Below are 13,480 nucleotides of genomic sequence, written 5' to 3' on the forward strand. Positions count from 1 at the left end.
CAACGTCTTGAAAAAAGATAGGGAAAAACGGATTATTATTTTGTAAAAACGGATTAAATTTTGAAAATCAACGCCACTATTTTAACTTCTCAAACGCCTATAATTAAAATTCAAATTGGAGCTAACTATTATCCAAAAAGTATTTTAACCGAAGAAAATGTCAACATACAGAATGAAGATTCAGAACAAATAATTAGCAGACATCTCATAACCGACGGACTGGTTCTACTTGATACTCAGTTATATTTCTCAAGTTCTAAAACTGTTCTTTTTGAAATTGATGAAGAGTCTATTGTCATGAATTTTATTTACAGCAGTAATGTAGAAACTCATATTGATCAATTGGAAAGCGAAAAGTTTTCTAAAGAAAACACGCACAATATTTTTTATACCAATAATTTTAAAGGCTCTTTTAAAATTCCGGCTCATAAGCAGATAAATTACATGTCGATTATACTTTCTAAGGAATTCTATTACAACATTATAAACGAAGACTGGCAGCTGCATGAGAAATTTTCGAAAAAAATTCTGGGAAAGCAATCTTCTTATTTAACAACAAAATATCTTCCTTTTACGCCCGCAATTCAATGGGTAACATCAGAAATAAAAAACTGTACGAGAGAAGGCGTTTTAAAAAGAATTTATATCGAAAGTAAAATTAAAGAACTCCTTATTTATCAGCTTGAAACAGTAGATACAAAACCTTTAGCTTCAGAAAAAATTAGCGAAGAAGATTTTAGCAAGCTTTTAGAAGCAAAAAAAATATTAGAAAACGATTATAGAAATACTCCTACTCTACCGGAACTTTCCAGACTTATTTCGTTAAACGAATTCAAACTAAAAAAAGGTTTTAAAGCTTGTTTCGGAACGACTGTTAGGAGCTATATCATCAAACTGAGAATGGAACATGCAAAAGAATTATTTCAAAGCAAAACGGCTACGGTAAGCGAAGCAGCTTACAAATGTGGCTATAAAGACGTTTCGCATTTTTCGGCAGCTTTCAAAAGCTATTACGGATTTTCGCCTCAAAAATTTAAAATCAACACCGATATTATTCAGTTTTTCTTATTAGCTTTTTCGTTTGCCGTATAAAAAAAGGGTTCTAAAATTCAGTCCGTCGACTTCCTTTTAAAACCCTAAAAAAATTAGACATTAATGTATAGTGCAAACTCTTATACAAGTACCCACGATCAAATGAATATGTCAAAATTTAATTCAAAAAAAATGTTTCTCCAAAAAACATGAATTGTTAAAACTTAAAATGATATTCTAAAAAAGGCAAAAACAGCATTGTTATTAAATTTCAACAGCCCAAAATTAAAAGGCTCAATAGAGATTCCCTTACGGTTTTCCTCATTCAACAAAAAATTAACATCATTATAACAAACCGAAAACCTTAAATGATTGTGCAGCAAAATATTGCCAAAATCAACTTTAACTAAATTTTGTAAAAGAAAATACTAGATTCCTGCAGAGAAACTTCTAAAAAATACATTTCTTGTCCTAGATTAAGTTTCTTTTTCTAAATCCCTGACTACATTTGCCAATGCAATTAGATAATTAGAGAATGAATCCATTAGATAATTCCCTAGAAGCTCAGTATCTTAGTAACTTAGAACCTCAAAAAATGAAGCTACAATTTTTATTACTCGGAAAAAACGAAGCTATTTTAGCTATTTTGCTTCGTCTAGTTAACGCAGATGAAAACTGGAATGGAGTTGCTTTTAATAACGAAAAAGAAGCTCAAGAATACTTTCAAAATAACAAAATAGATATTGTACTTTTAAGTTCTGCAATTGAAGATCATGTCGAAAAAGAGTTTACTTCTTTCTGCCTAAAACATCAGCCCGACGTCGAAGTTATTGAACATTTTGGAGGCGGAAGCGGTTTATTGAAATCAGAAATCCTGCATAGGTTGCATTTGAAAGGAAAGCTTTAAATTTGTTTTCTTTAAAATATCCAAAATGGAAAAAACATATTCAGTTGTATTTTATTCTAAAAAATTGGTCGCTCCAGTTAAGGAAATGAAAGACTTCTTAAAAAGTGAAATTGGATGGTACAACAGCTCCAATTCTGAAGCTCATATTACCATTTGCGAATTCAAAATTGACGATTCTCAACTAGACTCCACTAAAAAGAAACTTATTAAAATTGCTGATAATTTTACCTCTTCCCAAGTACATTTAGATCATTTTGGATTTTATGAGAATGCTGGCGCGTTTTACATTGGTGTCAACGATCAATCTAAAATGAATCTAATACCAATAATGAAAAAGACTCACGAAACTCTGAAATCTTTAAAACTCAAAAAAAGCGACGATCCTCACATGTCAATAGGTCGACGATTAACTCCAGAAAATTTTAAAAAAGCTACTGAATTATTTATTACTATCGATCTGGATTTTCTTTGCGATTCAATTGTTTTAAGAGAATTTGATCCTGTTGTAAAACAGTTTTTTGTAATTGATGCTTTTCCTTTTGGCAATAATCCCCAACCAGAATTTGTACAGGGAAGTTTGTTTTAATTGGTTTTGCCACAAAGGCACAAAGGCGCAAAGTTTTTTAAATATTCTAATTTCTCCATTTCAACCATAGCCCAAGGTTTCAACCTTGGTTACATTCAGGGCTGGAATTCATTGCGTACCCAAGGTTAAAACCTTGGGCTATGTTCTAGCAAAATGCACAAAGCTTTGCGCACTTCTAATTCATATATAAATAAAACTTGCGTCCTTTGCGTAATTCTTAGCGCCCTTTGCGGTTAAACAAAAAAACTTAGCTCCTCAGCACCTTAGCATCTTAGCAACTAAAAAAAACGTATATTTGATTTTCGCAAATTCGAATGCTATGAAATCCCTTGACTCATTTTACAAAGACATTACCGAAGGATCTACTGTAGATCCAAATTCACTGCTGCCAAATGACATTCAGAAAGAAATCGGACACTTTAATGTTTTTGATATAAAAGAACTTCTAGAGCGTATGAAAGGAAAACCCGGAATGCCTTATGACAGAAGAGCTTACTATAAAATAAGTTTGATTAGAGGACACAATAAAGCAGAATATGCCAATAAAGTAATCGAAATAGAAAAACAGGGATTGTTATTTGCAACTCCCAAAATTCCATACAATTACCTTCCGCAGGATACCAATCAAGGAGGACAATTTTGTGTTTTTACAAGTGAATTTCTTTCTAAAAGCAAAAGTGGAATCGACTTGGACGAACTGCCTATTTTCGCTTCAGACGGTTATCCAATTTTTCAGCTTTCAGACGAAGAAGTTTCAGAAGTAGAATTGATATTCAATAAAATACAAAAAGAAATCAATTCTGATTATATATATAAGTACGACTTAATCCGAAATTATGTTGCCGAATTAATTCACTTCGGACAAAAGTTACAACCCATAACAGCATTATATTCTAAGCACAATTCAGCAGCAAGAGTTTCTTCTTTATTTGCCGAATTATTAGAAAGACAATTTCCGATTGAATCGCCAAACCAGCGATTAGAATTAAGAACCGCCAAAGATTTTGCTGAAAGATTATCAGTGCATGTTAATCATTTAAATAAAGTTTTAAAGGAAAACACAGGAAAAACCACCACCGAATTAATCAGCAACAGATTAACCAACGAAGCCAAAATCCTTTTAAAACAAACGGATTGGAATATCTCTGAGATTGCCTATTCACTTGGTTTTGAAGAATTAGCACATTTTTCTAATTTCTTTAAAAAACAAACAACGTTTACGCCGATTGCTTTTCGAAGCTGATTTTAGATTGTTGATTTTAGATTGTTGATTTTAGATTTTAGATTTTAGATTTTTTGATACAATTGAGAATCCGAAGGATTCAAATGTTTATAGCATATTATTTAGTTCGTTGTGTTTGACCCCTTCGGGGTCATATTATGCCCGGTAACACAGCTTCTATAAATATTTGAATCCTTCGGATTCTGTTTAAAATAAAGTAATTCCTTTATAGTTTGTCCTCCTGAGCGAAGTCGAAGGATCATGCTACATCCGCATCGTGTATATACTGTTCGTATCCTTCGACTCCGCTCAGGAAGACATAAAATGAGGAATTTGGGTTTTGGAATTTGGAATTTCAAAAAATGGAATTTCACACTTGATTTGAATTTCGCAAACATCGGTTTGATATTTACAAACTCTCCAATCTGCTTTGGCTATACCTTTGTCTCATCAAATTAAAAGATTTAAATTATGAATTTATCAAACAACAAAATTTTAATAACCGGTGGTGCAAGCGGCATCGGACTTGGACTTACCGAAAGATTTCTGAAAGAAAACAATACTGTAATCATCTGTGGAAGAAGAGCTTCTCTTTTAGAGGAAGTAAAAGCTAAATTTCCAGATGTAATTACCAAAGTATGTGATCTTTCTAAAGAGGAAGAACGAACTGAACTTTACGAATGGATCAAAGAAAATCATCCTGATTTGAATGTATTAATAAACAACGCTGGAATTCAAAACTGGAAATCTGTAACCGATGCTGATTTTTACGAAAGTATGAAATCGGAATTAGCAACAAACATAGAAGCTCCGTTGCATTTAACTTCGCTTTTCATTCAATTGAAATCACTTACAACTGTAATGAATGTAACTTCTGGATTAGCATTTTCACCTTTTGCAAAAGTTCCAGTTTATTCGGCTACAAAAGCATTTTTCCGTTCGTTTACGATTTCGCTTCGTCATTTATTAAAAGAAAAAAACATTGAAGTAGTCGAGATTATTCCACCAGCACTAAACACCGATTTAGGCGGAATCGGTCTTCACGACGCTCACCCAAGCGTGAGCAGTTTTATTGAGTCGATTTTTGGACAGTTAAAAGAAGGCAGACAAGAGCTTACTTTCGGAACCAGCGAAACGAGATTGAACGCAAGCGTACCAGAATTAAAAGCATCATTTGAAGCGTTACATTCTAACTAATTTATTAAACACATAGAAACATAGATTTAGAAATTTATAAAAGGCGTTTCACTTCTTTAAAAAAACATAGCTAGCGTCTAGAATTCCACTTCCAGCTATGTGTGAGAAACTAGTTTTCTTTCAGCTCTCTTTTAACGAAAACAAAAAACCTATGTTTCTATGTGTTTAAAATTATTCACAAGCAAAACTCGTAAAGTCTTCGACTTCACTCAGACAGACAACAACAAACAACAAACAACAAACAACAAACAATAAACATCATGGCAGTAAATACAAAAATAGCTCTAGTTACAGGTGGTAGCAGAGGTTTAGGAAAAAACATGGCAATTGCAATTGCAAACAAAGGATTAGATGTAATTATAACCTACAACAGCAAAAAAGAAGAAGCTGATGCAGTAGTTTCAGAAATTGAAGGTTTGGGTCAAAAAGCGGCTGCATTACAATTAAATGTAGCGGATTCGGGAACTTTTGATTCTTTTTTTGAAGCTGTGAAAACAACTTTAAAAAACACTTTCAAAACAGACAAATTTGACTTTTTAGTAAATAATGCTGGAATCGGAATTCACAAATCGTTTATCGAAACTACAGAGGCCGATTTCGATTTATTAACTAACATCCAATTTAAAGGTCCGTTCTTCTTGACTCAAAAAGCTTTAAACGAGATGAATGATGGCGGCGGAATTGTAAATATTTCAACTGGTTTAGCGAGATTTTCATTTCCAGGTTATGCGGCTTATGCGTCTATGAAAGGTGCAATGGAAACCTTGACAAAATATCAGGCAAAAGAATTGGGCGCTAGAAAAATAAGAGTAAACATTGTAGCGCCTGGCGCTATTGAAACTGATTTTGGAGGCGGAGTTGTTCGCGATAACGAGCAAATGAATCAGCAAATCGCTTCTGTAACCGCTTTAGGAAGAGTTGGTTTGCCAGACGATATTGGCGGTGTTGTTGCCTTTTTATGCAGTGAAGAATCTCGCTGGGTAAATGCACAAAGAATTGAAGTTTCTGGTGGAATGATGTTGTAAGGAGGTTTCAGGTTTAACCGCAAGGCACGCAAAGATTTACGCAAGGTTCGCAAAGTTTTTCACATAAAGCTTTGCGAACCTTGCATTTCTATTCGTATAGTTTAAAAAACTTGCGCTCTTTGCGGTTAAAAACACACAAAGAATATCAACTTGAAACCTGAAACAAAAAAACAAAACCCGATAAGCTTAAAAAACTTTATCGGGTTTGTCATTTCAAATAATATTTGAATTAGTAAAATCTTTAATTCTTTTCGATTGAGACTTCAAAACCGCCGTCTTTATCAAAAACAACATCATAAAACTTAGTGTCTTTTATTACGCCAACTTCGTAAGTTGTTTTGTTTTTATCGTCTACTACTTTTGCAATTTCTTGAATCGCTTTCGCTTTGTAATTCTTTTTCAAATAGGATTGTGCTTTTACGGGAAGATCTCTAAAAGCGATCTCCAATTCAAAAGCTTTCATGATTCCTAGATTGTCATAAATTGCTACCGCTTTGGTGGTGTCGTTTACATTGTATCGTGCTTCATACCTAACTTCGTCTGCATCGTCACCCACATATTCTTCAGACCAGACCGGTACTTTTCCTGGATATTCTTTTTCAAAAGTAAACCGAACCTTTTCTGGCGGTGTAATTACTTTTTTCATGTTAGTTCCTTCTTGCGCAATTAAAAAACTACTGCATAAAAAAGTAAAAATCAAAAATGCATTTTTCATAATTTCTCTTTTAAGTTGAACTTTAAGTAACGTATTAAAAGTACTACTTTTTTTATTATGAAAAATAAATATTTTTTAGTGGTAAACGGTCGGTTTTTTAATATTCAGCCTTCTTACTATTAATTAAAACTGAACACTATCCCGAAATTTCGGGACTAACAACTGAACACTAATTTTTTTTAATCCTATCCGTCAATTCTCTTTTATAAGTAATTCCAATCGGGATTCTTTCATTTTTAATGACAACAAAGTCCTTTTCGGTTGCGTCAATTTTATCTAAAGCAACGATATACGATTTATGAATGCGCATAAAATTCTTTTCTGGAAGGCATTTTTCAAATTCTGTTGTCGTGATCGAAGCCAAGTAAGTTCGTTTAGTAGTATGAAGCTTCACATAATTTCCGAAACTTTGCGCAAACAAAAGCTGATCCAGTTCTATATCCATAATATAACCGTCAACCTTTACGCTTACGGTATTCACAATGGTTTCTTCTTCTTTTGCTTTTCCATTTTCAGTAGAAAAAAAGCGATCTATAGCTTTTAAAAATCTCGGGAAATAAATTGGTTTCAACAGATAATCAATTACGCCGTAATCGTAACTTTCTAAAGCAAATTCAGAATAAGCCGTTGTTAAAATCGTTTTTGGATGATTGGGAATAATCTTTAATAATTCCATTCCCGAAATTTCGGGCATATTGATGTCCAAAAACATTAAATCGACTGTATTTTCACGCAGATAATTCATTGCTTCGATGCCGTTATAACCTTGAAAAACCAATTCTAACTGCGGATTCTGTTTGATATAATTCGCTAGAACATAATGCGCTGCGGGTTCATCATCTACTATTATGCATTTTTTGGTTTCTTTCATCCTACAAACTTTTTTAGCTGAATTTCTAAATCAACAATGTAGGTTTGTTTGTCATCGTTAATATTCAATTTATAGTCTTTTCCATAAATTAAATTCAAACGTTCGATCGTATTTTTTAAGCCTATTTTGGTCGAAATCACATCGTTTTTCTTCGGAATCGAATTTGAAACATGCAATTTCAATAAACCGTTCTCAACCGTAATCGTAATTTTCACAAAACATCTTTCAATCGCGCAAGTTCCATGTTTAAAGGCATTTTCGATAAAAGCAATTAAAAGCATGGGAGAAATTTTATAGGTGTATTCGTTGTCTACCTGACTTTCAAAAGTAATATCACAACGATACCCAACACGCTCTTTTTCGAGCTGCACATAACTGTTTATAAACTCCAATTCGTCTTCTAAAGAAACACATTGTTTGCTGTTGCTTTCTAATTGATAGCGCATTAGTTGCGAAACTTTCATAATTAAATCGGGCGTTCTGTCTGGAAACTGAAGACTGATTCCGTAAAGTGTATTAAAAGTATTGAATAAAAAATGCGGATTTAATTGTCCTTTCAATGAATTCAATTGCATTTGATTGAACAATAAAGCCGCATCGGTTTGTTTTCTGTGAATACGATAGAACTTAAATACAATAATCGGACTCAGAATGCAGACCAAAGTTCCTAAAACACTCGCCAATTGGTACGCATAACTTCTCTGATGCGAGTTTTGATACAAATGGCATTTGGCAAACATATCCAGCATCGTAATTTCGTACAAAATGACCGAAAAGACAAAAACTCCAAAAAGCGTTAAAATGATATACGTAAAAGGTTTATTGGCTTTGAATAAAATGGGCAATAAAAAAAAGCGGTTAAATTGGGCGTGCATGTACAAAATGCAATAGAAAAATATACCCATTAAAATAGAAATGAAAGAACTGAATAACATCCAATCATTTTTTAAGGTATAAATTGTAAAGGAGAAAAGGACAACGGCAACCTCCTGCCACCATTTGTTATCCAGTATGTTATCAATTCTTTTGTTCATTCTTAATTTTGAAATAGTTTACAAAGTACGAACAAATATTTAATTATTTTTTTCAAAAAATGACAAATTCAATTCGTCATTTACTAGTGCAGTACATCACTTAACCTGACTTTTATCAGCATAAGAGAAATAAATTTGTTTCATCAAAAACATTTTATTTCACACCTTGAGTTTATGTATTTCAAAAAAATTACCTTTTTATTTTTATTGATTTTTGCCTCAATCGGTTATGCTCAAACCCTATCTTTAAAAGAAGCTGTAAAGATAGGTCTTGAAAACTACGGTTCTATCCGAGCAAAAAGCAATTACACCAATGCATCAAAAGAGACTCTAAAACAATCCCGTCGTGATTATCTGCCCAACTTAAATTTATCGGCGCAGCAGGATTACGGAACCGTAAACGGACAAAACGGACCGCTTTACGGATTTGGAGGTTTAGGAGTTGCTTCATCAGGTTTACCTCTTCCTGAACAAAACTGGAATTCGGCGTTTGGAGCGCTGTATTTAGTCAACATGAATTGGGATTTTTTCACTTTTGGAAAAACGAAAGAGAAAATCAATCTTTCTAAAATTGATGTTCAGGCTAAAGAAAAAGATTTACAGCAGGAAAAATTCCAACAGGAAATTAAAATTTCGGCTGCTTACCTTAATCTTTTAGCAAGTCAGAGATTATTGATTTCGCAGCAAAAAAATCTTTCCCGCGCAGAAGTTTTCAAAAAGACTGCAGCCGCGAGAGTGAAAAACGGATTATTGGCTGGAGTAGATTCTACTTTGGCTACTGCTGAAGTTTCTAAAGCTAAAATCGCTTTGAATTTGGCTAGAAATTTTGTTAAAGAACAAAACAACAAATTGGTTGATTTGATGGGCGTTACGCCACAGGATTTTGTCGCTGACACACTTTTTGTAACGCAGATTCCGAAAGAATTAATTAAAAGTGAAGCTACTACAGACAGTTTGCACCCTTTATTGCAATTGTACAAAACCAGAATTGATTACAGCAATCAACAAGTGAAACTGTACAAAAGATTTTATTACCCAACGATGACTGCTTTTGGCGTTTTGCAAACCAGAGCATCAGGATTTGAAAATTCATACGCAACAGATCAAACCGCTTTCAGCAGAAACTATTGGGACGGTGTAAATCCAGATCGTTCTAATTATTTAGTCGGTGTTGGAATTACGTGGAATCTAACCACGCCTTTCCGTTCTAGCAAACAAGTAAGCGCTCAGAAATTTGTTTCGCAGGCGATTCAGGAAGAATACAATCAGGCAGATCGTGAACTGAAATCACAATTGAATTTTGCTGAAGATAAAATCAGAATCACGCTGGAAAACTACGCCGAAGCGCCAATTCAGGTTGATGCTGCAAAAAAAGCGTATATCCAGAAATCGACTTTATACAAAAACGGTTTAACCGATTTGACCGATTTAACGCAGACGATGTATGTTTTAAACCGTGCCGAAATTGATCGTGATATTGTCAATAATAATGTGTGGCAGTCGTACTTATTGAAAGTCGCTGCAACAGGAAATTTTGACTTATTTATAAATGAATTTTAATTATAAATCCTAATGAATTTAATACGTTTTGCACTCCGCAAACCCATATCGATCTTAGTATTGGTTGCGGGTCTATTTTTCTTCGGAATCGGTGCCATCAAAGACATTAAGGTAGATATTTTGCCGAAAATGAATTTGCCGGTTATCTACATCGCGCATCCGTTTGGAGGTTATACGCCAGACCAGATGGAAGCTTATTTTGCCAAAAACTACGTCAACGTTTTACCTTTTTCGAACGGTATCAAATCGGTAGAAACCAAAAATATTCAAGGGTTAATGATTATGAAATTAACCTATTATGAAGGAACCAACATGGCGCAGGCGGCTGCCGAGTTAAGTGCGCTTTCGAACAGGATTCAAGCGGCTTTTCCTCCAGGAACACAGCCTCCGTTTATCATTCGTTTTGACGCATCTTCTCTGCCGATTGGTCAATTGGTTTTGAGTTCTAAAGTCAGATCTAATAACGAATTGCAGGATTTAGCCAACGTTTATGTTCGTGCTTCATTTACTTCAATTCCTGGGTTATTGTCTCCGGCTCCCTTCGGCGGAAGCCCAAGAACAATTGAGGTTAACGTAGATCCAGATTTATTGCGTTCTCATAATATGACGCCAGACCAGATTGTAGAAGCCATTCGTTTGAACAACCAAACGGCTCCTTCTGGAAACGTGCGTATGGGCGACAAAAACTATATTACGCCAACCAATAATACCATTAAAGAAATTGCAGATTTTGAGCAGATTCCGTTATTCAAAGGCGGTGTTCAAAACTTAAAACTGGGCGATGTTGCCCAGGTAAAAGACGGTGCCGATATCACAGCGGGTTATGCTTTGGTAAACGGAAAACGTTCGGTTTACATTAGTATTGCAAAAGCGGGAGACGCTTCGACTTGGGATGTGGTTCAGAAATTGAAAAAAGAATTGCCTAAAATTCAAAGTACACTTCCAGAAGATGTAAATATTACGTACGAATTTGACCAATCTGTTTATGTAATCAATTCGGTAAAAAGTTTGATTACAGAGGGAATTATCGGTGCGGTTCTTACGGGATTAATGGTTTTATTATTCCTTGGCGATAGACGTGCAGCGTTAATCGTAATTATGACGATTCCGATTTCGGTTATTTCGGGAGTTTTATTCCTGAAATTATTCGGGCAGACGATCAATTTAATGTCATTATCAGGTTTGGCATTGGCGATTGGTATTTTGGTGGATGAAAGTACCGTAACGATTGAAAATATTCACCAGCATCTCGACATGGGAAAACCCAAGGCGCTCGCCATTTGGGATGCCTGTCAGGAAATTGCGTTGCCTAAATTATTGATCTTACTTTGTATTCTGGCGGTATTTGCACCAGCCTTTACCATGGTCGGAATTCCGGGAGCATTATTCTTGCCTTTGGCTTTAGCGATTGGATTCTCAATGGTGATTTCGTTTTTACTTTCTCAGACTTTTGTTCCTGTAATGGCCAACTGGATGATGAAAGCGCACACAAAACACGCACACGAATCAAATATTACCGACGACGAAGCAGAATTTAATGCCTGCGGATTAACTCCAGAATCTGAGCAAGATTTAATTGCACAGAAAAAGGAAATGGTCGAAAGGGAAGATTTTAACAACGACGGAAAAGTGAGTGGTTTCGAAAAATTCAGAAACCGTTTTATGCGCACTTTAGACCGATTGTTTGTTCATAAAAAAATAACGAGTATTACGTATTTAGTTGTGGCAACTGTTCTAGCAATAGTATTCTTGACTTTTATCGGAAAAGACGTTTTCCCGAGAACCAATTCAAGTCAGTTTCAGTTAAGAATGCGCGCCGTTGACGGAACGCGTTTGGAAAGAACCGAAGAACAAGCTAGAGTTGTTTTAAAAGAATTAGAAAAAATGGTCGGAAAAGAGCATATCGGAATTACTTCTGTATATGTGGGTCAGCACCCTTCTCTATTCTCGATTAACCCGATTTATTTATTCATGGCGGGTTCTCACGAAGCGGTTTTTCAAGTAAGTTTAAAAGATTACCATGAAGATATGGATGATTTTAAAGACGAGTTTAGAGCGCGTTTGAAAAAGGTTTTACCAGATACTAAACTTTCTTTCGAGCCAATCGAATTAACCGACAAAGTGTTGAGTCAAGGTTCTCCTACTCCAATCGAAATTCGAATTGCAGGAAAAGACAAAAAGCGAAACGAATTATACGCGACTCAAATTGTAGACAAACTAAAAGCGATTTCATATTTCAGAGACGTACAAATTGGACAGCCAATTCATTATCCAGCAATGAATATTGATATTGACAGAACTCGTGCGGCAGAATTAGGAGTGGATATGAACGACATTTCACGTTCGTTGGTAGCATCAACTTCTTCTTCTCGTTACACCGAAAAAAACAACTGGGTTGATGAAAGAGCAGGATTATCATACGCAGTTCAAGTTCAGGTTCCGTTGAACAAAATGAAAAGCAAAACCGATATCGGAGAAATTCCGGTTTTAAAGAATTCGCTTCGTCCGGTTTTAAGTGACGTTGCCAAAATTACACCCGGCTTTGTAAGCGGTGAAAACGACAATTTAGGAGCCATGCCATACATTACCGTTACGGCCAACATCTACCAAACCGATTTAGGTACGGCATCAAAAGATGTGTCGTCAACAATTAGTTCATTGGGCGAATTGCCTCGTGGTTTGTTTATTACGCCAATTGGACTAAGTACTGTATTGACCGAAACATTAAGCAGTTTACAAACAGGATTATTGGTTGCCGTTTTTGTAATCTTCTTAATGTTGGCTGCTAATTTCCAGTCGTTCAAAGTTTCATTAGTAATCTTAACGACAGTTCCTGCCGTAGTTTTAGGATCTTTATTAATGCTGACACTTACAGGTTCTACGCTTAATTTACAATCGTATATGGGAATCATTATGTCGGTCGGAGTTTCTATTGCCAATGCCGTTCTTTTAGTTACGAATGCAGAACAATTGCGCAAAATAAACGGAAACGCCTTAGAATCGGCTCGTGAAGCGGCAGCGCTGCGTCTTCGTCCGATTATCATGACTTCGGTTGCGATGATTGCGGGAATGTTGCCAATGGCGATTGGACACGGCGAAGGAGGCGATCAGGTTTCTCCATTAGGAAGAGCAGTAATCGGCGGATTATTATTTTCTACATTTGCCGTATTATTAATCCTTCCGCAGATCTTTGCGTGGGCACAAGAAAAAACATCGACACAATCTGTTTCTCTAGATCCTGAAGATCCAGAAAGCGTCCATTATATTTCATCAATAAGTAAGTCGAAAGTTGGAAAGTAACCTGTTGAGTATATATTTTTTTAAACACATA

The 13,480-nt window shown here is 35.1% G+C and carries 11 protein-coding genes; 8 read left to right on the plus strand and 3 right to left on the minus strand.

What is annotated here, in order from left to right; all coding sequences use genetic code 11:
• Positions 1–60 precede the first annotated feature (60 nt).
• The 6 genes from AC3E9W_RS18780 (at position 61) to AC3E9W_RS18805 (ending at position 5,969) form a co-directional block, all read left to right on the plus strand.
• Entirely contained in the window at positions 61–1,092 is a 1,032-nt protein-coding gene (locus AC3E9W_RS18780) for a helix-turn-helix domain-containing protein (protein WP_488769570.1), read from the plus strand.
• Positions 1,093–1,627: 535 nt separating this feature from the next.
• A complete protein-coding gene (locus AC3E9W_RS18785; protein ID WP_306159412.1) occupies positions 1,628–1,939 on the plus strand; it encodes a hypothetical protein in 312 nt (103 codons plus the stop codon).
• 25 nt (positions 1,940–1,964) lie between these two features.
• A complete protein-coding gene (locus AC3E9W_RS18790; RefSeq protein WP_488769571.1) occupies positions 1,965–2,525 on the plus strand; it encodes a 2'-5' RNA ligase family protein in 561 nt (186 codons plus the stop codon).
• 319 nt (positions 2,526–2,844) lie between these two features.
• Positions 2,845–3,768, plus strand: coding sequence for a helix-turn-helix domain-containing protein (locus AC3E9W_RS18795; protein ID WP_488769572.1), 924 nt, complete (start codon positions 2,845–2,847; stop codon positions 3,766–3,768).
• Between the two features lie 450 nt (positions 3,769–4,218).
• Positions 4,219–4,944: an SDR family oxidoreductase gene (locus tag AC3E9W_RS18800; protein WP_488769573.1), complete on the plus strand. Its 726-nt coding sequence runs from the start codon at positions 4,219–4,221 to the stop codon at positions 4,942–4,944.
• A 260-nt stretch (positions 4,945–5,204) separates the two neighbouring features.
• The gene (locus AC3E9W_RS18805) at positions 5,205–5,969 is read left to right on the plus strand and encodes an SDR family NAD(P)-dependent oxidoreductase (protein WP_488769574.1); all 765 of its coding nucleotides are present in this window, start codon (positions 5,205–5,207) and stop codon (positions 5,967–5,969) included.
• Positions 5,970–6,210: 241 nt separating this feature from the next.
• On the opposite strand, the gene AC3E9W_RS18810 is transcribed toward AC3E9W_RS18805, so the two are convergent.
• From AC3E9W_RS18810 to AC3E9W_RS18820, 3 genes are all read right to left on the minus strand, one after another.
• Complete coding sequence (locus AC3E9W_RS18810; protein WP_488769575.1) at positions 6,211–6,684, minus strand: hypothetical protein; 474 nt, start codon at positions 6,682–6,684, stop codon at positions 6,211–6,213.
• A 169-nt stretch (positions 6,685–6,853) separates the two neighbouring features.
• A complete protein-coding gene (locus tag AC3E9W_RS18815) occupies positions 6,854–7,555 on the minus strand; it encodes a LytR/AlgR family response regulator transcription factor (RefSeq protein ID WP_306159422.1) in 702 nt (233 codons plus the stop codon).
• On the minus strand, positions 7,552–8,589 hold the full coding sequence (locus AC3E9W_RS18820) for a sensor histidine kinase (protein ID WP_456895312.1): 1,038 nt from the start codon (positions 8,587–8,589) through the stop codon (positions 7,552–7,554). Before AC3E9W_RS18820 ends, AC3E9W_RS18815 begins: the two co-directional genes overlap by 4 nt.
• Positions 8,590–8,763: 174 nt before the next feature.
• On the opposite strand from AC3E9W_RS18820, the gene AC3E9W_RS18825 reads away from it, so the two are divergent.
• Positions 8,764–10,149 (plus strand): TolC family protein, encoded by a 1,386-nt coding sequence (locus tag AC3E9W_RS18825; RefSeq protein ID WP_488769576.1) that lies wholly within the window; start codon positions 8,764–8,766, stop codon positions 10,147–10,149.
• A 12-nt stretch (positions 10,150–10,161) separates the two neighbouring features.
• Positions 10,162–13,449 carry an efflux RND transporter permease subunit gene (locus tag AC3E9W_RS18830; protein ID WP_488769577.1) on the plus strand — a complete coding sequence of 1,096 codons (3,288 nt, stop codon included), beginning with the start codon at positions 10,162–10,164 and terminating at the stop codon, positions 13,447–13,449.
• The last annotated feature ends 31 nt before the right edge of the window (positions 13,450–13,480 follow it).

This window comes from Flavobacterium sp. 38 (assembly GCF_057799715.1).